Annotated in this window: 19 protein-coding genes; 4 read left to right on the top strand and 15 right to left on the bottom strand. The window is 62.0% G+C overall.

What is annotated here, in order from left to right; translation table 11 throughout:
• Positions 1-36: 36 nt before the first annotated feature.
• The 3 genes from AC3IT9_RS11600 to hglS all read left to right on the top strand — a co-directional run bounded on the left by AC3IT9_RS11600 (position 37) and on the right by hglS (position 3,979).
• Positions 37-1,491 (top strand): flavin-containing monooxygenase, encoded by a 1,455-nt coding sequence (locus AC3IT9_RS11600; RefSeq protein WP_489273127.1) that lies wholly within the window; start codon positions 37-39, stop codon positions 1,489-1,491.
• Positions 1,492-1,513: 22 nt separating this feature from the next.
• Positions 1,514-2,470 carry an alpha/beta fold hydrolase gene (locus tag AC3IT9_RS11595; RefSeq protein WP_150725239.1) on the top strand — a complete coding sequence of 319 codons (957 nt, stop codon included), beginning with the start codon at positions 1,514-1,516 and terminating at the stop codon, positions 2,468-2,470.
• Positions 2,471-2,572: 102 nt separating this feature from the next.
• Positions 2,573-3,979 (top strand): 2-oxoadipate dioxygenase/decarboxylase HglS, encoded by a 1,407-nt coding sequence (gene hglS / locus AC3IT9_RS11590; RefSeq protein WP_489273125.1) that lies wholly within the window; start codon positions 2,573-2,575, stop codon positions 3,977-3,979.
• A gap of 350 nt (positions 3,980-4,329) precedes the next feature.
• On the opposite strand, the gene AC3IT9_RS11585 is transcribed toward hglS, so the two are convergent.
• The 4 genes from AC3IT9_RS11585 to AC3IT9_RS11570 all read right to left on the bottom strand — a co-directional run bounded on the left by AC3IT9_RS11585 (position 4,330) and on the right by AC3IT9_RS11570 (position 9,245).
• Positions 4,330-4,908, bottom strand: a complete 579-nt coding sequence (locus tag AC3IT9_RS11585) for a hypothetical protein (RefSeq protein ID WP_150725237.1) — start codon at positions 4,906-4,908, stop codon at positions 4,330-4,332.
• 132 nt (positions 4,909-5,040) lie between these two features.
• Entirely contained in the window at positions 5,041-6,114 is a 1,074-nt protein-coding gene (locus AC3IT9_RS11580; RefSeq protein WP_489273123.1) for a lipocalin-like domain-containing protein, read from the bottom strand.
• Entirely contained in the window at positions 6,104-8,575 is a 2,472-nt protein-coding gene (locus AC3IT9_RS11575; RefSeq protein WP_489273122.1) for an ABC transporter permease, read from the bottom strand. The genes AC3IT9_RS11580 and AC3IT9_RS11575 overlap by 11 nt, the downstream gene beginning before the upstream one ends.
• A 1-nt stretch (position 8,576) precedes the next feature.
• Positions 8,577-9,245 carry an ABC transporter ATP-binding protein gene (locus AC3IT9_RS11570; RefSeq protein WP_150725234.1) on the bottom strand — a complete coding sequence of 223 codons (669 nt, stop codon included), beginning with the start codon at positions 9,243-9,245 and terminating at the stop codon, positions 8,577-8,579.
• A gap of 137 nt (positions 9,246-9,382) precedes the next feature.
• Here AC3IT9_RS11570 and AC3IT9_RS11565 point away from each other — a divergent pair, with 137 nt between their 5' ends.
• The gene (locus AC3IT9_RS11565; protein ID WP_489273120.1) at positions 9,383-11,356 is read left to right on the top strand and encodes an alkyl/aryl-sulfatase; all 1,974 of its coding nucleotides are present in this window, start codon (positions 9,383-9,385) and stop codon (positions 11,354-11,356) included.
• Positions 11,357-12,340: 984 nt separating this feature from the next.
• On the opposite strand, the gene AC3IT9_RS11560 is transcribed toward AC3IT9_RS11565, so the two are convergent.
• The 11 genes from AC3IT9_RS11560 to AC3IT9_RS11510 form a co-directional block, all read right to left on the bottom strand.
• The gene (locus AC3IT9_RS11560; protein WP_489273118.1) at positions 12,341-13,726 is read right to left on the bottom strand and encodes a DUF1254 domain-containing protein; all 1,386 of its coding nucleotides are present in this window, start codon (positions 13,724-13,726) and stop codon (positions 12,341-12,343) included.
• Positions 13,723-15,072 (bottom strand): DUF1254 domain-containing protein, encoded by a 1,350-nt coding sequence (locus tag AC3IT9_RS11555; RefSeq protein ID WP_489273116.1) that lies wholly within the window; start codon positions 15,070-15,072, stop codon positions 13,723-13,725. The genes AC3IT9_RS11560 and AC3IT9_RS11555 overlap by 4 nt, the downstream gene beginning before the upstream one ends.
• 146 nt (positions 15,073-15,218) lie before the next feature.
• A complete protein-coding gene (locus tag AC3IT9_RS11550; RefSeq protein ID WP_489273114.1) occupies positions 15,219-16,556 on the bottom strand; it encodes a DUF1329 domain-containing protein in 1,338 nt (445 codons plus the stop codon).
• A gap of 11 nt (positions 16,557-16,567) precedes the next feature.
• A complete protein-coding gene (locus AC3IT9_RS11545; protein WP_489273113.1) occupies positions 16,568-18,394 on the bottom strand; it encodes a DUF1302 domain-containing protein in 1,827 nt (608 codons plus the stop codon).
• Positions 18,395-19,459: 1,065 nt separating this feature from the next.
• Entirely contained in the window at positions 19,460-19,999 is a 540-nt protein-coding gene (locus AC3IT9_RS11540; protein ID WP_150724256.1) for a type II secretion system protein, read from the bottom strand.
• Positions 19,974-20,348 carry a type II secretion system protein gene (locus AC3IT9_RS11535; RefSeq protein WP_150724257.1) on the bottom strand — a complete coding sequence of 125 codons (375 nt, stop codon included), beginning with the start codon at positions 20,346-20,348 and terminating at the stop codon, positions 19,974-19,976. Before AC3IT9_RS11535 ends, AC3IT9_RS11540 begins: the two co-directional genes overlap by 26 nt.
• Positions 20,349-20,352: 4 nt before the next feature.
• A complete protein-coding gene (locus AC3IT9_RS11530) occupies positions 20,353-20,826 on the bottom strand; it encodes a type II secretion system protein (RefSeq protein ID WP_489273111.1) in 474 nt (157 codons plus the stop codon).
• A gap of 2 nt (positions 20,827-20,828) precedes the next feature.
• Positions 20,829-22,655, bottom strand: a complete 1,827-nt coding sequence (locus AC3IT9_RS11525) for a secretin N-terminal domain-containing protein (RefSeq protein ID WP_489273110.1) — start codon at positions 22,653-22,655, stop codon at positions 20,829-20,831.
• Positions 22,652-23,170, bottom strand: a complete 519-nt coding sequence (locus tag AC3IT9_RS11520) for a hypothetical protein (protein WP_150724260.1) — start codon at positions 23,168-23,170, stop codon at positions 22,652-22,654. The genes AC3IT9_RS11525 and AC3IT9_RS11520 overlap by 4 nt, the downstream gene beginning before the upstream one ends.
• Positions 23,170-23,718, bottom strand: coding sequence for a type IV pilus inner membrane component PilO (locus tag AC3IT9_RS11515; RefSeq protein ID WP_150724261.1), 549 nt, complete (start codon positions 23,716-23,718; stop codon positions 23,170-23,172). The genes AC3IT9_RS11520 and AC3IT9_RS11515 overlap by 1 nt, the downstream gene beginning before the upstream one ends.
• Positions 23,705-24,250: a PilN domain-containing protein gene (locus tag AC3IT9_RS11510; protein ID WP_150724262.1), complete on the bottom strand. Its 546-nt coding sequence runs from the start codon at positions 24,248-24,250 to the stop codon at positions 23,705-23,707. The genes AC3IT9_RS11515 and AC3IT9_RS11510 overlap by 14 nt, the downstream gene beginning before the upstream one ends.
• Position 24,251: the final 1 nt, after the last annotated feature.

Raw genomic sequence — 24,251 nt, 5'->3', positions numbered from 1 at the left:
AAAGAAGGGTTGATCAATGACCATAAGAGGAGGCCCATGCAGACCTTTCAAGTATTGATCATCGGCAGCGGGTTTGGTGGCCAGTGTGCCGCAATTAATTTGCTCAAGGCCGGCATCGACGATTTTCGCCTGCTGGAGCGGCGGGATTTCTTCGGCGGCACCTGGTGCCAGAACACCTACCCCGGCGCGGCAGTCGACGTGCCCTCGCCGCTTTACTCCCTGTCTTTCGCCCCGTATCGCTGGACGCAAATGTTCGCCGAACAGGCCGAACTGCACCGCTACACCCGCCATGTGGTGGAACACTTCGGCCTGCGGGACAAAGTGGAACTGGACGCCAATGTCGAGCGTGTCGAATGGGACGACGCCAACAAGCGCTGGACGGTATACACCGCCGGCAAAGGAACGTTTTGCGCGCAGTTCCTGATCAACGCGACCGGGCCGCTGAGTCAACCGGTGGTTCCACACTTCAACGGACAGGAACGCTTTAAGGGCAAGACGTTTCATACCAACAACTGGGATCACAGCTACGACTATCGGCAAAAACGCGTGGCCATCGTCGGCAGCGGCGCCAGTGCGGCCCAGGTCATTCCGGCCATTGCCCCGGACGTCGGGCACTTGCATGTGTTCCAGCGCACGCCCCACTGGGTGTTGCCCCGGGCTGATCGCAGGTTTGGCCGCTTCCAGCGCTGGCTGCTGGGGTTCAAGCCGGCCTACAAGCTGCTGCGCTGGGGGATCTACTGGCAATTCGAAACCCGGGTGTTTGGCTTCAAGTATTCGAAGCCGGCCGTGCACATGGTTCAGCGCCAGGCCCTGCACTTCCTCAAACGCCAGGTGCCGGACGCCGAACTGCGGCGCAAACTGACGCCGGACTACACCATCGGCTGCAAACGGGTGATTCTGTCCAGCACGCTGTACCCGGCCCTGGCCCGCCGCAACGTGACGCTGCACAGCCGCGAGCAAGGCATCGCGGCCATCGACGAAACCGGCATCGTTACCCGGAATGGCCAGCACATTGACCTGGACCTGATCGTCTGGTCCACCGGCTACGACGCCACCGACGGGGTGATTTCCTACCCGGCAACGGGCAAAAACGGCACCCGTCTCAAGGAGGTCTGGGCGCAATACCCGCGGGCCTACCTCGGCACCGCCCTGCCCGATTTTCCCAACCTGTTCATCGTCACCGGGCCGAACACCGGCATCGGCCACACCTCGGCGCTGTTCATCATCGAATCCCAGATGAACTACATCCTCGATTGCATTCGCACCTTGAAGAATCAAGGTTTACGCAGCATCGAAGTTCGCCATGAGGCGGAACGTACCTACACTGAAATGATCCACCGGGAAATGGAGCGCACCGTGTGGAAATCCGGTGGTTGCCACAGCTGGTATCAAAGCAAGAGCGGTCATGTGATTGCCATGTTTCCGGGGTTCAGCTTCAGCTTTCATCGCTTGACCCGAACGCTGAAACCCGCCGATCACATTTTGTCCTGAGCAGATACAAGGGAGACGCGTGATGCTTTTGTTGTTCGTCGTTCTCGCAGTGTTCGTCACCTGGAGCTGGCTGACCTACCCGGCCATCGGCTACTGGCTCTATGACTTGAACATGGCGGCCGAAGCCAAGCTGTACCGGCTGCACAAGATCGTCGTGCCCATCCCCGAGATGACCGTCTCGACCTGGCAAGGCGGGCCATACGAAGCCACCAGCAATGTGCTGATGCTCCATGGCTTCAGCGCCGACAAGAACCTCTGGCTGCGTTTCGCCCGGCACTTTGTCGGCAGCCATCGGGTGATCATCCCGGACATCGCCGGCCATGGCGAAACCGGCTTCAAGGCGGGTGGCGGCTACGACATCCCGCTGCAGGCCAAGCGCATGATCCAGCTGCTGGACGTGTGCGGGGTGGAGAAAGTCCATGTCATCGGCAACTCCATGGGCGGCTACATGGCGGCGTGGCTAGCGGCCACTTACCCGGAACGCATTGCGTCCGTAGCCCTGGTCGACCCGGCCGGGGTCACCTCGCCCGAGCCCAGTGACCTTGAGCGGCATTTGGCCAAAGGCCACAATCCGTTTCTGATTCATTCACGGGAAGAATTCCGGCGCTTCTACGCCATGACCATGGCTTCGCCACCCTGGGTACCGAAGCTGGTGCTCGATGCCGTCGCCCAGCGCTATGAACAGTCCCGCGAAGAGCTGGAAGAAATTTTCCGCGAATTGCGCGCCAGCCCGCCGATGGAACCGCACCTGCCCGACATCACCGCCCCGGCGCTGTTGCTGTGGGGGCGCAAGGACCGGCTGATCGATGTCAGCAGCGTGGCGGTCTGGAGCAAGGGCATCGCCGACCTGCGCGTGCATATCTGGGACGCCATCGGGCACATGCCCATGGTGGAAGCGCCATACGGTTCGGCGCGCCTGTATCGCGAGTTTTTGGCATCGCTGCGTTCGGAGAGCCCTCAGGATCAACGACTGCATTAGTCCTTTGCAGAATGAAGTTCGTCAGAAACTTCGTTTGTCGCCGGCGCTGAAGGCTGCGATCTTTCGTCCATCCTTTACGTCACCGCGCCAGGAATCCTGTTCATGAACCACCCGAACTTCGTCAGCCCTGACCTGATCCGCCAACGCTTTTCCAAAGCGATGTCCGACATGTACCGCGAGGAAGTGCCGTTGTACGGCGCATTGATGGAACTGGTGGAACAGACTAACCGTCACGTGCTGGACAGCGATGGGCAAATCCTGCGGCAGCTCACCAGCACCGGCGAAATCGAGCGCCTGGACCTGGAACGTCATGGGGCGATCCGCGTCGGTACGGCCGATGAACTGGCGACCCTCGCCCGCCTGTTCGCAGTGATGGGCATGCAACCGGTGGGTTACTACGACCTGACACCGGCTGGCGTGCCGGTGCACTCCACGGCTTTTCGCGCGGTGCATGAAGCGTCGCTGCAGGTCAGCCCGTTCCGGGTATTCACCTCGCTGTTGCGCCTGGAATTGATCGAAGACCTGGAGCTGCGGGCGTTCGCCCAGTCGATGCTCGACCAGCGCTCGATCTTCACCCCCACGGCCCTCACGCTCATCGAACGTGCCGAATCCCGGGGTGGCCTGACGGAGCAGGAAGCCCTGGAGTTCGTCGAGCAGGCACTGGAAACGTTTCGCTGGCACCACAGCGCCACCGTCACCGCCGAACAGTATCGACAGCTCAGCGCCCAGCATCGACTGATCGCCGACGTGGTAGCGTTCAAGGGCCCGCACATCAACCACCTGACACCGCGGACCCTGGACATCGACATCGTCCAGGCGCAGATGCCGGCCCATGGCATCACCCCCAAAGCGGTGATCGAAGGCCCGCCTCGCCGCCAGTGCCCGATCCTGCTGCGCCAGACCAGCTTCAAGGCCCTGGACGAGCCGATTGCCTTTACCGATCAAAGCGAGGCGCGCGGCAGCCACAGTGCCCGCTTCGGCGAGATCGAACAGCGCGGTGCCGCCCTCACGCCCAAAGGCCGCGCACTCTACGACCGCTTGCTCAATGCCGCACGAGACGAACTCAAGGACTTCCCCAACGAAGCCAACGCCGCGCGCTACAACGCCCTGATGGTGCAGCATTTCAGCGAATTTCCTGACACCTGGGAAGGCATGCGCCAACAGGGTCTGGCTTACTTCCGCTACTTCGTGACGGAAAAGGGCCTGGCGGCGGGCGACCTGAAAAACGCGCCCCTGGAAGACCTGATCAACAGCGCTTGCCTGCGGGTTGAACCGCTGGTGTACGAAGACTTCCTGCCCGTCAGCGCGGCGGGGATCTTTCAGTCAAACCTGGGGGATGCGGCGCAAACCCGTTACGGGGCGCATGCCAACCAGCAGGCTTTCGAACAGGCCCTGGGGCGTTCGACGATCGATGAACTGGAGCTGTACGCCGAGAGCCAGCGGCGTTCGATCGAACAGTGTTTCACCGCGTTGGCCGATGTTGTTCAAGTCAATAAAAAACATGACTGAATGATTTCTCATAACTCAATAAAAAACGGGCGACCTACAGGTCGCCCGCTTTTTTATATCCAAAACTTTCAGTGCAGCAAACAAAGTGTTCGCCCAGTGCAATGGCCTCGGCAATCCATGCACTGGTAAAGAGCCCTGACACTGGGCGAACGGAAAGTATTTTAGTAGAAGCGAATTAATATGTCCGTGCCGCAAAGATGAAATTTATCGACACAATGTTTAACAAGATGTCGATTTAAATACTATGCAACACGGAGTCTCAAACTCACCAGTTCGACCATTATGAGCTGATTATTCCTATACAAAACTTGCACAAAAACAATCAGCCCGTATAGAACCATTACTCGATATCAGTGCTTGCTGGTCACCGTCAATACGTCGGTATAAACCACGTTGACGCTTTGTCCGACTTTCAAGTCCTTGAGTTTGGCCTGGACTTCAGGTCGCTTGACGTCGACGGTCTTGGACTTGCCTTCCGGGTTTTCGAAGGTCACCTGGTTTTTCTTCAGGTCGATGTGGGTGATTTTCAACTGCACTTTCACCTGGCGGTAAGCTTCGCCGCCCGGGTTGGCGCTGCCTGGCGCTGCGCGAATTTCGCCGATGGCTTCGGCAGTGCCGGGCAAACCTTTGTCGACATCGGTGTCGAGGTAGGCGGCAACGGCGCTGGTGACCGTGATGTCGACCGTATCACCGACCTTGAGGTTATCGAGGTTTTTCGCCTTGTCGGTCAATTGCACCGGGAACTCATTACCCTGCGGGCCTTTTAGAACCACGGAATGGTTCGCGGCATCAACCGAAACGACTTTGGTGGAGACCTGATCAGCCACCACGACTTCGGACAACGGAATTTCGGCGGCAACCGCGCCAAAACTGGCAGCAGACAACAAGGTAGCGAGGGTGATGGCTTTGGTCAGTGCATGGCGTTTCATAGGCAGAACATTCCCTGTGATAGATGGCAACAGACGGCGTTGAAACCGGACTCAACGCCATGTGTGCGAGTGAGCATAGACGCTGTTCTGCGAGTGGTCGCGCCGGGGCGGTGATTTTCCTTACGCGAGCGCCTAGTACCCGGTCATTTCCAGATAGCCCTGCCCTGCATGGCTGCCGCTGAGGCGCACCGGGCCTTCCCAGTAGGGAATGCGCAAGTCCATCCAGGACTGGGGATTGAGCGCGGTAATGGCGATATCGAGGTGTCTGGCGGGGATTTTGATCGCCCAGCGAATGGGCATCTCACGCCCGGCAACCCGGGCGGTGTCTTGCGGCGTGAGGCTGATGTCGCCGGCGTGCAGCAATTGTGTCTGGCCCCGGGCGTCGACCCAAGTGCCGGTGAGGTAAGGCTCGCCGTCCTTGTGCCGCATGCGATACAGCATCACCTGCTCGCCGCTGTCCAGGTGCAGGGAAAACCAGTCCCAACCGGTCTGGTTGCTCGTCAGGGGCTGGCTGCTCCATTCGCGGTCGAGCCAGGCCGGGCCACTGACCTGAAAGGTCTTGCCGTCGATGTCCAGGGTGCCGCTGGCCTGGAAAAACGGCTGGCTGTAGTAGTAAGAGGCCTGACCCTGTTCGGATTTCTGGCTGAAGCCCCGATCCCCCTGAAGCACCAGCGGACCTGTCGAGGTCAACCGCAGCCGGTAGCTGAAACGCCGGTCGCGGGCACTGAGTAGCACGTCAGCCAACGGGTCGTCGGCCGTCGCCTGGCTGCGCAATTGCCAGTCGTCGATCCACGCATTGAACGGCGCGACGCTGACACCGGCCTGACCGACGCCGCCACGGGCATAGCGCTCGGCCGCGTAATGCACCGTCGCCGAAGTCACCGCTGCGTGACCGAGCCAGATCGTCTGATTCTGCCAACCCGCCACCTCGGGGCTGGCTTTCAGGGCGCTGCGAAACAAGGTCCATTGCGCGCCGAACTCATTGCCCTGATCGTCCTTCAGGTTGGCCGTGACGTACCACCATTCGATGCGAAAGCCGTCGTGGGGGCGGTGATCCGCCGGGAAGCTGAACACCCGACCGGGCACCACCGGGGTGAACGCAGCGGCCTGATTGCCCAGCCCGGCAAAGCCCTTTTCGACTGGATCCGGTTGATCGCAACCGCTCGCCAGCAGCGCCAGGAGCAACACGCCGGCCTTAATCTTCATGGGCAAACGTCCGCAGCAGGTCCGCCGGTTGCGTGCGGTACAAGCGGTACAACGGCCAGGCCGAGGCCAGTAACGTCGCCACCAGCGCCAGCCCCATCAATTGCACCAGTTGCCATGGAAACACCCGCAACGGCAGGCGCCAGCCAAAGGCCTGCACATTGATCACCGTGTCCAGGCACCACGCCAGGGCGATGCCCAACGGCAACGCCAGCACCAGGGTCAATATCGCCAGCAACCAGGTTTGCCCGAGGTTGAGCAACATCAAATGCCGACGCGTCACGCCCAGCGCCCACAGCGGCGCCAGTTGCCCGAGACGGCTCTGGCTTTGCGTCAACAGGCTGATGAACAGCGCCACCCCGGCCACGCACAGCGTCAGGCTGTTGAGCGCGGCGGTGGCGGCGAAGGTGCGTTCGAAAACTTGCGTGGACCAGCCCTTGAGCCGCGCCTGATCGACGATGCGGCTGTCCTCCAGGGTAAAACGCGCCTGCAGCGCCGTGACGAACGCCGGGATCGACGCCGGTTCGATGCGCAGGTTGAAGCGGTTCGGTGTCAGTTGCGGCCAGCCGCGCAACAGGTGGTTGATGTTCACCAGAATGTGGCCCTTGGGATTGCCATAGTCGGCATAGATCCCGACGATCCGCGGCGACCACGGGCCGGTGGGCGTCGACAGCGTCAGGTGGTCGCCCAGTTGCACGTGCAGGCGCCGGGCCAGTTGTTCGCTGAGCATCACCGCATCGTCTTTGGCCAGTCGCTCCCAAGGGTTGTCGCCCAAGGCCTCGAGCAGCGGCCAGTGCTGGCGATAGGTCGGGTGGTCGATGATCCCGGAGAGGTCCGTCGGCCAGCCCTGCAACTGGATCGAAACCTGCCAGTTGGGCAGCACCGCCGCCAGTTGCGGCTGCTGGTTGAGCCAGTCGTGCAGCTCCCGGGCCTGGGCCGGGTTCTGTGGATTGAGGTAAAGCTCGGCCGTCAGCCGTTGCTCGAGCCAATCGCTGAAGGTTTGGCGAAAGCCTGCAGTCATGCTGCCGGCACCGATATTCGCTGCCATGGCCAACAGCAGCGCCATCAACGCCAGGCTTAGGGCCGGCAGTTGCTGGCGGCAATCGGCAACAAACCACTGGCCGAGCACCGAGCGACTGCGCTGCGAAACGAGATTGAGCAGAGAACTGAGCACCACCGGCAAGGCCAGCGCGGCACCAATCAACAGTGCAGCCATCAACACGAAGCCACTGATAAGGCTGTCGCCGAAAATCAACGCCAGCAGCGCGATCACCCCGGCCATTGCCGCCACCCAACCCTGGCGTCGCAACCAGCGTGCATGGGCCTGATGCCAGGCCTGCGGGTCGGCCAGCGCCAGCAATGGCAGACGCGCCGCCCGCAACAGGCTGTTGGCCCCGGCCAGCAACGCGCCGATCAGACTCAAGCCGATACCACTGAACCACCACAACAGACTGAGGCTCAACTGCCCCGCCACTTCAGCGCCATACAAGCCACGCAGGCTGGCGGCGACATCGGGCAACAGCACGCCGGCCAGCAGGTAGCCGCTGACCACCCCAGCCACACCGCCGATCAGGGCCAATCCACCCAATTCGACGGCGAGACAAGCGATCAGCATCCGCGCACTCACACCGCAGGCACGCAGGGTTCGCAGCAAGCTTCGCCGTTGCTCCAGCGCCAGCCCGATGGCGGCGTGCACGATAAACAGGCCGACCACGAACGACAGCACCCCCAGGGCATCGAGGTTCAGGTGGAAGCTTTCGGTCAGGCGCGTCAGGTTGTTTTCTTCGCCGGCGCGCTTGAGTTGCAGTTGCCCCTTGAACGGCTCCGGCAGCGGTGCGGTGAAATCCTTCGGTAACAGCAGCCGCGACACTTGATCCGGCAACCCCAGAATCTGCTGGGCAAAACCGATGTCCACCAGCAGCACACCGGGCGCCATATCGGCCTGCACATGCAACGGCGGCAGTGCCGTGCCTGCCAGGTTCAGTGGCCGGTCACCCTCGCGCAAACCCAGTGCCTGCAAGGTCTGCGACGAGATCCAGGTACTGCCCGGCGGACTGAAAAAGCCAACCACCTGCTCAATCGCCAAGGCCTGCCCGGCCACCGCCGCGCCCGCCGGCAGCGACACCGGCTCGATGCCCATCAACTGCAAGCGCTGCCCTTCGTGCCCCTTGAGCGTGACCCGGCCTTGCAACACCGGTGACACCGGCCACCCCGCGCGCCGCAGATCGATAAACCATTGCTGAGGGAACGTGCCGCCGCCGGGCGCACCGAGGCTGGCCTGAGGTTCGCCGCCGATCAACTGACTGGCGCGGGCATAGCTGTCGCGGGCCTGGCTGTTGAGTGCCTGGACGCCGGTCAACAGACCGGTGGCCAGCCACAACCCGGTCAGCACACTGAAAAACTGCACCGGGTGCTGCCGCCAGTGGCTGAGCAACGCGCGCAGGGTTTCGCTGAAAATGCGCATGTCAGCGCTCGCCCACACCGGCCAGACGACCGCCGCACAGCAGGGCTTTTTCTGCCAGCCGTGCCGCCACGCCGGGACTGTGGGTGACCATCAACAGGCTGGTGGGGCTGTCGTCGAGCAATTCCAGCAGCAACTGCAACACCTCGGCGCCGGTGGTTTCATCGAGGCTGCCGGTGGGCTCGTCGGCCAGCAGCAATTGGGGGCGCGATGCTAGCGCCCGGCCCAGTGCGACCCGTTGCTGCTGGCCGCCGGACAATTGCTCCGGGTAGCGCCGCAACAGCTCGCCCAAGCCCAGGCGTTGCACCAGATGCGCCTGCCAGCGTGGGTCATGACGCCCCGCCAGCCGCGCCTGAATCGCCAGGTTGTCTTCGACCCGCAGGCTGCCGATCAGGTTGAATTGCTGGAACACCAGGCCGATTTCCGTACGGCGCCAGTTCGCCAGTTGCCCTTCATTCATCTGCTCCAGACGATGCTCGCCACTGCGGATGCTGCCGCGATCGACCTTGTCCAGCCCCGCGATCAGGTGCAGCAAAGTGCTTTTGCCACTGCCCGACTCGCCCATCAGCGCCAGGCTGCTGCCGGGCCTGAGCGTCAGGTCGACGCCTTGCAGCACCGGCAGTGGTCCCTGCGGGGTGGCGTAGCTTTTGAAAACGCCATGGACTTCTAGCATGGGTCAACCTGCTGGATATGCATGGCCCAAGGATAGCGGCCCTGAATGTTTTTTGTCCGTTGCTGATGATCGCCCTGTCCGAGTCCCACCCTACCCTCGAAGCTGGTCTGACCATAACGATAAAAACCGGAGACGCCATGCCTCGTTTCACCTTGAGCCCTCGTGGGCTGCTCGCTTGCCTGATCACTGCCTGCCTTGCGCAATCGGTGGTCGCCGCCGACGGACCGGTCGCGGCCAGCCCGCAAACCACGGCCAGTAACGCCGCCGTGCTGCAACAACTGCCCTTCACCGACCGCACCGACTACGAGTCGGTCACCAAGGGTCTGATCGCGCCGTTCAAGGGTCAGGTCAAGGACGCCTCGGGCAAGGTCATCTGGGATATCCAGGCCTATGACTTCCTCGCCAAGGATAAGGCCCCGGAGTCGGTCAACCCGAGCCTCTGGCGCCTGGCCCAGCTCAGCGCCCATGCCGGATTGTTCGAAGTCAGCCCGCGGTTGTATCAGGTGCGCGGCCTTGATCTCGCCAACATGACTATCATCGAAGGCGACGACGGGCTGATCATCATCGACCCGTTGACCATGGCCGAAACCGCCAAGGCGGCGTTGGACCTGTACTACCAGAACCGTCCGCACAAACCGGTGGTGGCGGTGATCTACAGCCACACCCACGTCGACCACTTCGGCGGCGTGCGCGGGGTCATCGACGAAGCCGACGTCAAGGCGGGCAAGGTCAAGGTATTCGCCCCCGCCGGGTTCATGGAACACGTGATGAGCGAGAACGTCTACGCCGGCAACGCCATGAGCCGCCGCGCGCAGTTCCAGTTCGGCAGCCTGCTGCCCCGTGGCGAAAAAGGCCAGGTCGATGCTGGCCTGGGCAAGAGCACGCCGAGCGGCGGCACCGTTACCCTGATCCCGCCCACCGACCTGATCGACAAGGAACTGGAAACCCGCACCATCGCCGGCCTCGACGTGGAATTCCAGTTGACCCCGGGCACCGAAGCGCCGGCGGAGATGAACCTGTACCTGCCGCAATTGCGTGCGCTGTGCATGGCGGAAAACGCCACGCAAATGATGCACAACATCCTCACCCCGCGCGGCGCGCAAGTGCGTGACGCCAAGGCCTGGGCCGAGTACCTGGACGGCAGCCTGGCGCGTTACGGCGACAAGAGCGACGTGTTGTTCGCCCAGCACAACTGGCCGACCTGGGGCGGCGAACGCATCCGCACCTTCCTCGCCGACCAGCGCGACATGTACGCCTTCCTCAACGACCGCACCCTGCACCTGCTGAACCAGGGCCTGACGCCGCTGGAAATCGCCGACTCGATCAAGAAACTGCCCGGCAGCCTCGACCAGAAGTGGTACACCCGCGGCTACTACGGCTCACTGAGCTTCAACACCCGCGCGGTGTATCAGCGCTACATGGGTTTCTATGACGGTAACCCGGCCAACCTCAATCCGCTGCCGCCGGTAGAAACGGCCAAGCGTTCGGTCGAGGCCATGGGCGGCGAAGCGGCGGTGCTGGGGAAAATGCAGGCGGCAATGGCCAAGGGTGAATACCGCTGGGCCGCGCAACTGGGCAATCAGGTGCTGTTCGCCAACCCGGACAACGGCGACGCCCGCAAAGTCCAGGCCCAGGCGCTGGAGCAAATGGGCTATCAAAGTGAAAACGCCACCTGGCGCAACATGTACCTGACCGGTGCCATGGAACTGCGCAACGGTGTGCCACCCAATGCGGGCACGTCGGTATCGGTGGACATGGTGCGGGCGATGAGCCCGCAGATGTTCTTCGACTTCCTGGCGGTGCGCCTGGACAGTGAAAAGGCCGTAGGCCATGACCTGACCCTGAACTGGACCTTCGATGACCTGAACCAGGACTTCAACCTGACCCTGCGCAATGGCGTGCTGACCCACCGTGCCGGGCTCAATGCTCAGGCGGATGCCAGCGTGACCATGAGCAAGGCCACCCTGGAGCAGATCAGCCTCAAGCAACTGGATATCCCGACGGCGATGCAGAAAGGCCTGATCAAGTTGCAGGGCAATGGCAAGAAGCTTGGGGAGTTGATGGGCAGCCTCGATACGTTTGCGCCGCAGTTCAATATCGTTACCCCGTGAAACCAGGCTCGCTGCCACAGGTCATTGCAATTTCTGTGGGAGCGAGCCTGCTCGCGATGGCTTTGTGTCAGGCGATGATAATTTTGTGGGTGTACATATCCGTTGCTGCGGTAACGGCCTCTGGCGGTTCCGCTCTTACAGCGGGTTACTTGGAAAAGCCCCAAGTAACCAAGGGCTCTTGCCCCTGACGTTCGGTGCCTCGCCAAGGCTCGGCATTCCCTCGCTCCGGTCCTGCTCCGTGGGCCCGCCGCCATCGGCCATCCATGGCCGGGGGCGGCTAACCCGGCATCCATGCCGGGTTGCCCACTGCGCAGAACCTGCGCTCGGCCTCTCGAGGGGGCAAGAAGATCAAAAGCCAAAGCAAAAGCAAAAGCAAAAGCGAGGCGGCCTGCTGGCCGGCCTGATCGCGGGGTTCGTTCGCCTGTGAGAATTGAGTCGGCTGGCAGGCCGTCATCGTCGGAACGCCGCCCGGACCAAGCTCGCTCCCACAGAAAAGCAAAAACACAGCAGCACGCACCACCGCGTCGCTCTTCACCACTCAACAGGCCGAGCGTTAGCTCGCCTGCAGCTCTTGATCTTGATCCACCCGCCCCCTCGGCAGGCTGAGTGGAGGTGTTCATCCGGGGATGGGCGCGCAGCGCCGTTCGACGCAGTCGAACCCATTGCATGTAGGTCGCGCGAAGCCGACCGGAGGGCAATGCCCCCGGATGAATGCCGGAGCGAAGGAACCCCGAGCCTTGGCGAGGGGCCGGACGTTCGGGGCGAGCGTTTTTTTGCTTACTTTTTTTAGGCGCTTGTAAAAAAAGTGAGTCGCCGTCAGGGCGAAACCGCCAGCGGCCATTACCGAAGAAACGGATATGTACACCCGTAAAAATCCACGCCGCCTGCCACACCGCTTTCGCGAGCAAGCCCGCTCCCACAGGATCCCGGTCGTACACAAAGATTGTGATCGACACAAATCCAATGTAGGAGCGACGGTGCGGTTCAGGCAGACACCACTTCAACCACCGGCATTTGCCAGCGCTGATTGACCACCTGCTGCCCAGGTCCATACAGGCGCAGGACCAGGGTAAACGCCCCGCTTGCCGGCGTCGGCAACCAGTTGCTCTGCTCTTGCGGGGCTGTGCTCTGCATGATTAGTGTCACGCCACCGTCCGCATCGCTTTGCAAATGATCCCGGCTGCTCAGGCAGTAGCGATTGATCGGGTTGGCCACCAGTTGCCGGTCCGGCAAGTCATACAGCGTCAGCGACCAGAACTCGCTGGCCGGCGGTAATTGACCCGGTGCGAAACGCAGGCGATAGCTTCGCCCGCCCTGCAAGGGTTGTCCCTGATTATCCAGGCGAGTGCCGGTGTAGAAGGCCTCTTCCACGCTGTTGCCGTAGATGCCGACATTCGCCGCGACTGCGCGGTTGAGGTAATTGCCGTTCAGCGCTTCGCGAGTGCCGAACAGGCCGAGGGTGGTGCGTACCTGGCTCACCGCGGTTTGCAGTTGCGCCTGGGCGTCTTGAATCCCGGCGAGCAGTGCCTGACGTGTTGCTTGCGGCAACGTCGCCGGGTCGAAACCCTGACCGGGCACGATGCCGATCCGGGCAAAGCGTGCACGCAAGGCTTGCTCGGACGGTTGCGTGGGGCACAGGCTGAGGATCTGGTTCAGCGTCGCGATGAACTCCGGTCCCAGTCCGGTCTTGCTGTCCCAGGGTTGCCAGTCAATGGCTGGCGCAGCCAAGGGCGGTGCACTGCCGATGTATTCATGCAACGCACGCAAACCGTATTGCTGCTGCAAGGCACGCACCGCCGACAGGTCCTCGGCGTTTTTCAGGCCCGTTCTTCCAAGCACCATGACGATTTCGGTTTCACTGCGCAGCACGGCCTTGACGCCGTCCGGTGTCGGGCCTTGCCAGCCGGGTCCGACGATCAGGTAATTCCCCGCATCGCGACCGGTGCTGAGCACGCCGACATAGGCAAAGTTGTGGGTGTACTGGTCGACCAGTTGAAGCACGTAATAGCGCTCGTCATCGACCGCCGGCACGCTCAACACCTGGGGTTCGCTGCGCAGGTCGAGCCAGGCCCAGGAGTACGGCGTGTCGTTGTTCGGCGTGACGATGTCGCGGTTATTCGGGGTGAACAACTCGCTGTAATGACGAAAGCGGTTAAAGCCGCCAACGTACTCTGGCGCGGCCGGGTTGAGCGCCTGTTTTTCCATGGTCTGGTAATGCATGAGCATGGGGTAGGCGTAAATCCACGCTTCTTTGGCAATCTGCCGCAGGTCATCGGAATCGGCGGCCAGCAACCAGCGTGGAAACATCAGGCTGCCGCCCAATACCCCCATGCTGCCCAGCACCCGGCGGCGACTGAAAATCAGGTTCATGATTCGATCCTCGTTATCGTCGGCAACTGATAACTCCCGTCCAATGCCCCGCCCTTGGGCAGGTACAGGCGCAATAGCAGGTTGAACGGACCTTGCGGCGTCGGCAGCCAGTTGCCCTGCGGCGCAGCCTTGGGCGCATCGGCTTGCAGGATCAGGGTCAAGCCGCCGTCGGCATCGTATTGTAGACCAGGGCTGCGATCGCCCAGGGCGTAACGCTGGATCGGGTTGGCCACCAGCAACTGGGTTTTACCGTCATACAGGGTCAGCGACCAGAACGCATTCACTGGTGGCAATTGCCCGGCGGAAAAATGCAGGCGATAAGCGTGCTGGCCGGTGAGCGCCTGCCCCTCGGCATCGTGCAACGCCATCGGGTACAACGCTTCCACCGCATCGTTGGCGTAGATGTAGCGCCAGGCGACTGCGGCACGGGTCAGGTCATCGTCGCCGTATTTGCCGACGTTGGACGGCGACGGCAACCAGCCCTGCTGTTCCACCGACAGCTGGCTGGAGGCTGCGCGTACTTGTTCGCGACCGGCTTCGGCGCCTTGGGCGACGGCTTCGCTCAAGTTTTCAGGGGCCTGGAAATCGGTCCTCGGCTTCACGCCGATGGCGGCGAAACGGGCCAGTTTCTTTTGTTCGCTGGCGGTCCATTGGTGCAAGGGTGCCAGCGCGTTGAAGGTGTTGAACAGCGCCTGCGCCGGCCCTTGTTTAGTGTCCGTGTAGGCTGGCAGTTGCAGCGGTGCCAAGGGTTCAGGGGCCGTGCTGCCATTGACTTTGGACAGCGGTTGCAAGGCGTAGCCCTTCAGCACTTGCGCGGCGTCTTTCTGATCCGCTTCGCCCTTGACCTCGGTCCGTCCCAACAGGAAGACCAGCCGGCTCGGCGAGCGAATCACCGCGCTGAAACCCGATGGCACTGGCCCCTTCCAGTCCGGCCCGACAATCAGGTAACGCCCCGCCTGCTCCCCCGTGGCGCGGGTGCCGATGTAGTCGAGGTTGTCGGTGCGCATGTCCACCAGTTGAAAGCTGTAGTAGCGACCTTGCACGGCCGGCACGTCCAGCACCATCGGTTCGCTGCGCAGATCGAGCAAGGCGCGGGAATAGAAGGTGTCGTTGTTGGGCGACACCACTTTGTTGTCTTGCGGGCCGAGCAGGCGCGGCTCGCTGTAGAGGCGGTTGAACGGCAGGTTCGCGGCGATGGCGCTGAGCACCTTGTCGTGTTCGACGGTGGCGTAGGCGAACACGTAGGCCTCCTGCGCCAGGGCTTTCGCCTGCTGTTGATCGAGGGTTGCGGCGTGAACAGTGCCCAGGCTCGCGCCCAGGGCGAGAGCGGATATCCAGTAGCGCATGGCAGATCTCCTGTAGCAAAACATCAGCACCTGTGGGAGCGAGCTTGCTCGCGATGGCGGCGTGTCAGGCAACGCTTGAGTGACTGACATACCGCTATCGCGAGCAAGCTCGCTCCCACAGGGTCATGCGGTGGTTTGGCGAATGGTTACTTGGCCCAGCGCCGCAGGTCCGACGGGGTGTAGTCGTCGGTCTTGGCGGCGAAGCCCACGCGCATCGGCTCGGTCTCTTCGTTGGCCAGGCCGCCGGCGTAGTAGCGTCCGGAGATCAGGTCATAGGAGGTTTCCAGCACGTTGTAGGTGAAGCCGTGGTCGTACTGCTGGATCGCGTGCAGTTCACCGCTGCGCCACAGTTCACCGCGGCTGTCGTACTGGTCCGACTGGGCGATCTGCCAACTGTCCTCATCCACATAGAAACGGCGCTTGGCGTAGATATGCCGCGCATCAGGCTTGAGGGTCGCCTCTACCACCCACACGCGGTGCTTCTCGTAGCGGGCCAGGTCCTGATTGACGTGGTTGGGCTTGATCACGGCGTCGTACTTGAGGTCGCGGCTGCCGATCTTGTAGCTGTTGTAAGGGATGAACAGCTCTTGCTTGCCCACCAGTTTCCAGTCGAAACGGTCCGGCGCGCCGTTGTAGCCGTCGATGTTATCGGCGGTGATCAGGCCATTGCTGTAACGGGCGCTGTTGTCGTAGGCGATCATCGGCGCACGGCGCACGCGACGTTGCCCCGGCAGGTATTGCCAGGCCGAACGCGGCTCGGCGACCTGGTCGATCGGCTCGTGCACCAGCACCGCCTCGCCGGACAGACGCGCCGGTTCCAGCACCCGGCTCTTGAACATGAACAGGATGTTCGAGTTGGGCTCCAGCCCGCCCACGGTGTCGGCGAAGTTGATCAACGACTGGTTGCGCACGTAGCTGGTGCCGCCGTTTTCACGCACCAGCGCGGCGCTGCTGATGCGCTCGTAGCTGCCGCCGCGGTAACGGGTCATGTGGTTCCACATCACCTCCAGGCCTTCGGTGGGCAACGGAAACGGAATGCCCCGGGTATAGTCGTGCAAGCCGTTGCCGCCATCAGCCATGCTGGTCTTGGCGACGTTCTCACGACTGGCCGCCAGTACCTCCTTGGGCAGGTTGGCGCTGCGATGGCTCGGGTAGATGTTCATCTTGTAGGTGTCGGGAAAGCGCTTGAACAACGCGACTTGGCCCGGGCTGAGAAACTTCTCGTACTGCGCCACGTTCTTCGCGGTGACAGTGAACAAGGGTTTCTCGGCGGCATACGGATCGCTGTAGCCGCCTTTGCTGTCGACGGTGCCGGCGTTGCTCGCCAGGCCGCCGGTCCAGGCCGGAATGCTGCCGTCGGCATTGGCTGCCATTTCCGAGCCCATGGGGGTCAGGGTCTTGCCCAGTGCCGCCGAATCGGTGCCTTTGGCCTGGGCCAGGCCGACGGTGCAGGCCAGGGCCAGCACGCACAATTGCATACGCATAACGGTTCTCCTTAGAAGTCTGCCTTGAAGCTGACGGATGCGAAATCGCGGTCGTCGAGGGTGCTGTAGTCGTTGGTACCGAAGAACGCGTTGTAGGCCAGTTCCACGCTGTAATCGTTCATGTAGACGCCGGTCAGGCTCACGCCCAGCGCTTGCTGGCCTTCCTGGAACGGCCCTTGCGGATCGTAGGAATAGCCCGAGATGTCATGCCGCCAGTTGACGGCCGGAATCAGGTTGATGCCCGGCAACACATCGCTGTATTCGAGGCTGGCGCGCAGGCGATAACCCCACGACCAATCGGTGGCAAAGCCCTTGTCGGTGCAGTATTGGTTGGTCACACCGGAAGCCACCGTGTTGCACGGCGTGCCGTTGCGCGGGGCGCTGCGGCCGAACGCGGCGTTACGGCCCAGGCGCTCGTCGCCGAGATCGTCGATGTGCACGACCCCGACTTCACCGAACAGGCTCAGGCGCGTGGCGCCCAGCACGTTGTCGATGGCCTGGGTGGCCGAACCGGTCAGCTGCCAGACGCCCTTGCGTTCCCACGCATCGAACTGGCTGCCATTGGTGGTGCTGAAGCCGGGCGGCAACTGCACCCAGGAACTGCCCCCTGGCCCTGAAATCACGGCGACGTTGACGTCGGGCGCGTTGATCCCGATCGGCATGTTCGGCCGGTAGCTCAACTCACCGGCCAGGGAAATCCCGGTGACAGGCTCGACGCCGTTGAGGCTGATGCCGTACAGGTGAATGTTTTCCGGGAAAGCCGCCGCATAGCTCGGCCCCTGGATGCCACCGGGGAAGGTGCCGGGCAAGGCGGTGTTCCTGGCGTTAATGGTGAAATACGGCAACCGCGAGTGATAGTTGATGTAATAGATCGCCGCTTCCGCATCGTTGAGCGCCGGGATCATCTGGCGCAGGGCGAAACCGAACTGGCCATTGTCGGACGGCGACTCGTTGCCCCGGGACGTGGCGAACAAACCGGCGGCCTGCATCTGTTGATCGGTCTGTACCTGACTCAGGAACAGCGGCCCGCAACCCGGCTGGATCACATCGCTGCTGGCGAAGAAAGTGCCGCAACCGTCGAGTACGCTGGGGCGCCAGTTGTACTGGTAGAAACCTTCGAGGTTGGTGCTGTCGGTCAAGCCGAAGCTGAAGGAGATCATCTCCACCGGCAACTGGCCTTCCTTGATTTCCACGCCGGGACGGTTGAATGCCGAGATGTCCAGCGGGTTGATCACATTGATACCGTTCTGGATCAGCAGCGCTTCGCCCCAGGACAGCACCTGGTTACCGACCTTCACGTTCAGCGGATGTCCGGCCAACTGTAAGTCTTTCCAGACGTAGGCATCGAGCACTTCGAAGCCCTTGAATTTTGACAGGTCGTCCCAGCCCGAATCGTCGAAATCCTTGAAGCGGCCATTGCCGGTTTCATAGGCGTGGTCGTACCAGTATTTGAAGCGAATGAACGCGCCCTGGCCCTGGCCATCGAGACTGACATCGGTGAGGCCCTTGAAGAGTTGCGAGATGGAGTCGCCCTTCTCGAAATTCAGCCGGTTGTCGTCGGCGCTGACGCTGGTGCCATTGGCGTTCACGCCCTGGGCCTGCAAGGCGTTGGCGCGGGTCATCAGGCTTTTGTCGGGGTTTTGCGTCGACCAGCTGCTGCCCAGGCTCAGGCTGGTCTTGGTCGACAGGCTCCAGTCTTCGTTGAGATCGAATGTGGTGGCGTACGTTGGCCCCGTCAGTACGGCAAGAATCGCCAGCGCATGGGGTTGCGGGCGGGTATGGCCAAGCCGGAGAAGCCGTTGGCGGACTCCGGCTGTGGCCGAGCGTTTTTTTATCATTATTGGGCTCCGGTCAGGTTTGCTCAGCCTGGACACGGTGCCCAACTATCGAGCGCGACACGCAAGCGATGGCCGACAAAAAATAATCATCGGGGGATCTGCGGGGCAGGCGGTATTTGTTTTTAAGGTGTACATCTCCGTTACTGCGGATGCGGTTACCTGTGGGAGCGAGCCTGCTCGCGATGGCTGCTTGGCAGGCGATATGGATTTTTGAGGGTGTACATATCCGTTGCTGCGGTCACGGCCGCTTACGGCTCCGCCCTTACGGCGGGTTACTTGGAAGAGCCCCAAGTAACCAAGGGCTCTTGCCCCTTACGTTCGGTGCCTCGCCAAGGCTCGGCATGCCCTCGCTCCGGTCCTGCTCCGTGGGCCCGCCGCCATCCATGCCGGGTTGCCCACTGTGCAGAACCTCCGCTCGGCTTCACGAGGTGGCAAGAAGATCAAGATCAAAAGTCAAAGGCAAAGCCAAAGCGAGGCGGCCTACCGGCCGGCCTGATCGCGGGGTTCGTTCGCCTGTGAGAATTGAGTTGGCTGACAGGCCGTCATCGCGAGCAAGCTCGCTCCCACAGAAGAGCAAAGGCGGATCGGCGTACACCTTCGCTCTTCACCACTCAACAGGCCGAGCGTTAGCTCGCCTGCAGCTCTTGATCTTGATCCACCCGCCCCTCGGCAGGCTGAGTGGAGGCGTTCATCCGGGGGTAGGCGCGCAGCGCCGTTCGGCGCAGTCGAACTCATTGCATGTAGGTCACGCGAAGCCGACCGGAGGGCAATGCCCCCGGATGAATGCCGGAGCGAAGGAACCCCGAGCCTTAGCGAGGGGCCGTACGTTCGGGGCGAGCGTTTTTTGGGTTACTTTTTTTAGGCGCTTGTAAAAAAAGTGACTCGCCGTCAGGGCGAAACCATAAGTGGCCGTTACCAAAAAAACAGATATGTACACAGTCAACAAAAGACAGGTCGGCTGTCAGGCCGCCTTCGTCGGAACGCCGCCCGGAGCAAGCCCGCTCCCACAATTGGACCGGGTACATCTGGCGGAAATGTGTTGGCTGTCAAATCCGCTCCCGAGGTTCAAGGCTGCAATGCCTGGGGCCCGGTGGACTGTTCTTTCGGCGGTCCCTCGGTGCCATCGAGGACAACTTTCTCGGCCACGAACTGCCAATCCTTGTAGCTGGCCATGCCTTTGAAGTCCGACCACTCACTGGGAAAGTTCTCTTGCTTGAGCGGCTTCTGCTCGGACGGGCAGTACACACCGCTGATCCGCCCGTCGAAATCACGCATCAGCTCCCACTCGCCACCCGTCATCGGCTCCGGGTACAACTGCCGAAGATGGTGCTTGGCCGACGGAAAACGCTCATCCTGCACCAGGTCCGCGAGTTCTTTCGGGTACTGGGCCATACCGGGCGAACTGCGGTAATAGCTGCGCAACGCCTGGGCATATTGCGTACCGACCCAGAGCAACTGGTTTTCGCGATCGCGGCGCGCAGCGGTGGCCCACAACTCGCCGGCACTGGCCAGGCCCATGCCTATCACGACGACCAGAAACAGCACACCCAGGTAGGTAAAGCCACCCTGGTTCGAAGGTCTACCACTCGGAATACAGGCTGCCATTTCGCGCCCTCCCGCTGGCCCCACTCTTGATATCGGCCACCCCGCCTGCCACGCCATCCGGTGGCGCGACTATGACCCAGGTGTCCTTGCGCTCGGAAATAGGGTCCAGCGGCTGGTTACGCAAATAGCGCAGTTCGACCAGCTGTTCGATGGAATCGGGATATCGCCCGGTGTCCCCGTAATAGTGATCCAGTGCCTCGCGCATGGACGACAGGCTCTGGTGCAAGGTGGTCTCCCTGGAGGCCTCCAGGCTGCTGAAGTAACGTGGCAAGGCGATCGTCATCAAGGTCGCGATGATTGCCATGACCACCATCAGTTCAATCAGGGTGAAACCCTTTTGCCGACGCATATGCTCACCACTCTCGGTAGGTGATGCCATTGAGACCCTTGCCGCGGGCCTTGGAGTAAACGTCAAAGACGTCCTGGCCCTCTCGCGGGTTCTCAGCCGAACTGTCATAGGAACGCAGGCCCCAGCCGCCCTCGTCGTCACGCTTGACGACTGCCAGCGGGTCACGGGGGATGCGCCGCAGGAAGTAGAACTTGGCGCCCTTGGGGCTGCGCGTGTCACGCACACCCTCGACCAGTACTTGCAGGTTCGGCGGGTAGCCGCTGCTGTCGAGCGACTTTTCGATGTAGCCGGCGTCAACGGCGTGTTTGTAGGCGTCGATGGCATCGCGAATCTGGTACAACGCGGTCCGCAGATCCTGCTCTTTGCCCCGGCGCACCACGGTCTCGGTCAGCGGTGCGGCCATGCCGGCCAGCAGGCCGACCAGGGCGAGCGTCACCACGACTTCGACCAGGGTAAAACCGCGTTGCGAGGCGTTCATGATCAAGGCTTCCCAACGGTAACGGTGGTGGCGATCGGGGCGTTCATGGGGTTGGTCTGAACCGTGGTGCTCATCGAGCGGTCCGGTGCCTGGATGTGCATGCTGGTTTCGGTACCGGTCGGGAATTCCATGTCCGACGGGCTCTGGTACGGCAGGTTGCGCACGATCCGCGGAGTGATCGACAGCACCAGTTCGGATTTGATGACGTCGTCCCTGTTGCTGCCGAACAGGCGGCCCAGGCCGGGAATGTCGCCAAGGCCGGGAATCTTGTTGCCGGTGGCGCCGTGGTCGTTGCGCACGAGCCCTGCGAGGATCTGGGTTTCGCCGTCATGCAGACGCAAGGTGGTCTGGGCGTTGCGGGTATCGACCTGGACCGGAATGGTGCCCTGAGCGGTCGGCGTCAGCGGCGTGGCGTTACTGACTTCCAGCGCGATCTTGATCGCCACTTCGTTGTTCAGGTGCACGATGGGCTGCACTTCAAGCTTCAGACCGACATCGAGGTAGGTCACGCTTTCGGTGATCACCGGGCCCTGGGTCGAAGGCACCGAGGTGGCGCTGATGATCGGCACGCGCTGACCGATGTGGATGCGCGCCTGTTCGCGGTTGCTGACCCGAATCACGGGGCTGGCCAGGGTATTGATGTCCTTGTCCTGAGCATTGATCTTGGCCTGGGGCGATGGCGAGATCGTAATCCGGCTGGAGTCGATGCCTTTGAGTTGATCAAGAAGGGTCACCGCCGAGCCGTCGCTGTTGACCACGCCGAAGGTGTTGGGCCATTGCAGTCCAAGGTCGAGAATGCGTTGACGGGCGACTTCCATCACTTCCACTTCCAGCACCACTTCCGGGTTGGACTGGTCCTGCGATTGCAGGAGTTTTTCCGCCATGCGCACCGCGTCACCGGTATCGCGCATGGTCAGCGTATTGAGGCGCTCATCGACAAACACGTCGCGGGTCTTGAGCATGGTCTTGATCATGTTCAGCGCCGTGTTGGCATCGATGCTGGTCAGGTAGAAGGTGCGCATCACCAGCTCTTGGTAATCCTTGAGTTTCTGCGGCGAGTCCGGGTAGATCAGCAAGGTGTTTTCATTCACCACTTTCTGATGCAGCTGGTTCTGTTGCAGCAGCAGCTCCACGGCGTCTTCGATACGCACGTCACGTACGAAGATCGTGGCTTTCATGTCCGGGCGCAGGTCCTTGTCGAAGATGAAATTCAGGCCGGCGACCTGGGACAGCACTTCGAAAATGGTCTTGAGGTTGGCGTCGCGAAACTCCAGGGTCACCGGCCGGTCCAGGCGCGTGCGCAGTTGCGGGTACTGCACCACGTTGCGGCTCTGCACCAGGCGGATGCTACCTTGCAGTTCCAGGGCGCCTTCGTTCTTCGGGTCCAGTTCGAGAATCTGTTTGACCTGGCGGTCGGCACCGTAGATGTCACCGCGACGCAGGTCGCCACGGGCCATTTCGAGTTTCTCATCCATGCTGCGCAGGTAGTCGAGCTGGCGCAGGGAATCCTGGGCACGACGGTTGTTCGGTTCGATGTTCAAGACCCGGCTGTAAGTCATGCGGGCCCCGGCGAAATTACGCTGGGTGCGGTCCATGTCGGCCTGGGCCAGCAGCGCCTTCACGGCGAGGACCCGTCCGTTGTTGAGAGCCATGTGCAGTTCGGTATCGCGAGGATTTTCACGCAACCCCTCTTCGATGCGCGCCAGACCGGCTTCGTACTGGCCCGACTCGATCAGTGCGGAAGCTTCATCCCTGGCAACCTGCGCCGAACTGCACGCGGCCAGTCCTGCGCAAAGACACAGACTCATCAGCAAACGGGATTTGTTCATTCCGTACTCCCCACAGACAAGGTCTGCGATAAATGCAGAGGCAGGTAGACCAGGCGCAGTTCCTTATCGGAAATCCGCTCGATCCGCCAGGTTTCGTCGATGACATCCCCTTTGCGTACGACGTATATTTTTTCGCCGCTCTGCAAAAACACCTGCAGATCGGAACGGTCATGCAGCCTGCCGACAAACTGGAAGGGCAACGGTGGCGCAGTGGGGACTTGCACCACCGGAGTAATGACTACCGGCTGTTCAGTGACGCTGCCCAGGGCCGGCGCCGCTTTCCAGCTGCGGGCGGCGAACAGGTCGCCTGCCGGGCTCAGGTCCTTGATCGGCGCCAGCGCAGCGGCGTTCGATGCAGCCGCCGATGCGCCAGGGGTCTTGCCCTTGGCTGGCGTAGCCACGGTGGTCACCGCAGGGTCGCTGTCATCGGTCTGATCGAAGAATGCGGGGAGCCAGGCGAGCGCTGCCGCTACACCGAAGAACGCCACCCAACCCGCCACTTGTTTGGTATTCATCATGACCTCGACAGGTAAAGGGTCATGCGAATCCGCCCGGTCAGGTCGGTGTCGGCGATATTCTTGCGCGAAAGCTCCACATCCTCGAGCACCACCGCCGGCAACTGGCCGAGCAAGGCGTGCAGGAAACGCCGCAGTTGCGGATAGCTGCCACGTACCGGCAGCAGAATCTGATAACGGGCCAGGTGTGTCTTGGGGTCCACGCCCAGGGAATACTCACCCCGGGACAAGGTGATGCGTTCCTGGGCGGCCAGGGCGTAGATCTTGTCGATGGCCACAGTGGCCTGAGGCTGGGACGGCAACTTGCTGCGGAAATCGTCGAGCTCGCGCTGCGGCACCACCGGCGCGGCCACGCTGCCGTCTTCGACCTTGGCCAGGTACTCGGTGGCTTCGCGAGTCTGCTGGTTGAGGCTTTGCAGCGATTCCCAGTCCGGCAGCAACCCGACCAGGCCATAGCTCAGCGCCAGCACCAGCATGGTCATCCCTGCCAGCCCCGGAACGCCCAGGCCTTGCAGGTATTCGTGGACGATCAATTTATGGATTTGCATCGCCGATCTCCCAGGTAGCCGACAGGTTGAACTGCACCGGGTGTTCCGGCACGTTGGCGACAATTTCGTGGCTCAGCAGCGACACGTCGGACAGCTCGTCGCTGGCTTCGAGGCGGCGGTGGAAATCGAGCATGGCGTCCAGGTCCTGCGCCTCGGCGCTGATCCGCACCTGGCCTTTGCGGGCATCCGGGGTCAGGGTCAGCAGGGCAATGTTGTCCCGCGGCATGGCTTCAAGGGTGGCGAACAAGCGCTCCCAAGGGCGGCGCAACTGCTGGGAGACCTTGCGCATTTCCGCCAGGTTATGCGCCTGCTCGCGAATTTGCGCCGGGGTCAGGCTGAGCTTGCTGCCGGTATCGCCGGTGAGCACCCGCTGTGTGGTTTGCAGGTGGCCCTGCTGTTGTTCGGCCTCGTTACTCAGGTGCTGTTGCACCAGCAGACAAGTCAGTGTCAGCACCACGCCCCCGGCCAGCAGGCTCCAGCCCAAGGGGCCTGCACGGCGGCGCGGCTGAAAGTCGAGCATCAGGGGGCGCATG

This window comes from Pseudomonas sp. KH_046_1 (genome assembly GCF_057839025.1).
Note: the sequence above shows the minus strand (reverse complement) of the source record. Positions and strands in the feature narration are given on the sequence as shown.